Annotated in this window: 1 pseudogene; it reads right to left on the bottom strand. The window is 59.3% G+C overall.

The features are described from left to right. Positions 1 to 415, bottom strand: a pseudogene (locus tag EN874_RS32320) (guanylyl cyclase); the annotation flags it as partial.

The following is a 415-nucleotide window of genomic DNA, read 5'->3' as shown; positions in this document are numbered from 1 at the left end:
GCCGTCGATCAGCTGGGCGGTGACGCGAACCCGGTTTCCGACCTTTCGAATACTGCCTTCGAGAGCGAACTTGACGCCGAGTTCGCGGCACACGTGGGGGACACTGAATGTCTTGTCCTTGTAGACGAAAGCCGAGTTGCGCGCGATGACGAACAGACCAGATGCCTTGCTGAGGTCCGTGATGACATCCTCAGTGATGCCGTCACTGAAGTACTCCTGCTCGGCATCGCGGCTCATGTTGTTGAAGGGAAGGACCACGATCGATGGTCTTTCCGGGAGCGGCATATTCGTCTGATCAACCTTGGGCAACGACGCAACGGTGTCACGAACCCAGCGCCAGACGCGCACCGGGCGGTCGATATTCTTGACCCGCTGTTCCCCCAAGTCCTCGAACGGCAACTCGATGCGATCGCGC

Origin of the sequence: Mesorhizobium sp. M1D.F.Ca.ET.231.01.1.1 (assembly GCF_003999155.2) — a bacterium.
GTDB lineage: Bacteria > Pseudomonadota > Alphaproteobacteria > Rhizobiales > Rhizobiaceae > Mesorhizobium.
This window is presented reverse-complemented; position numbering and strand designations above follow the sequence as displayed.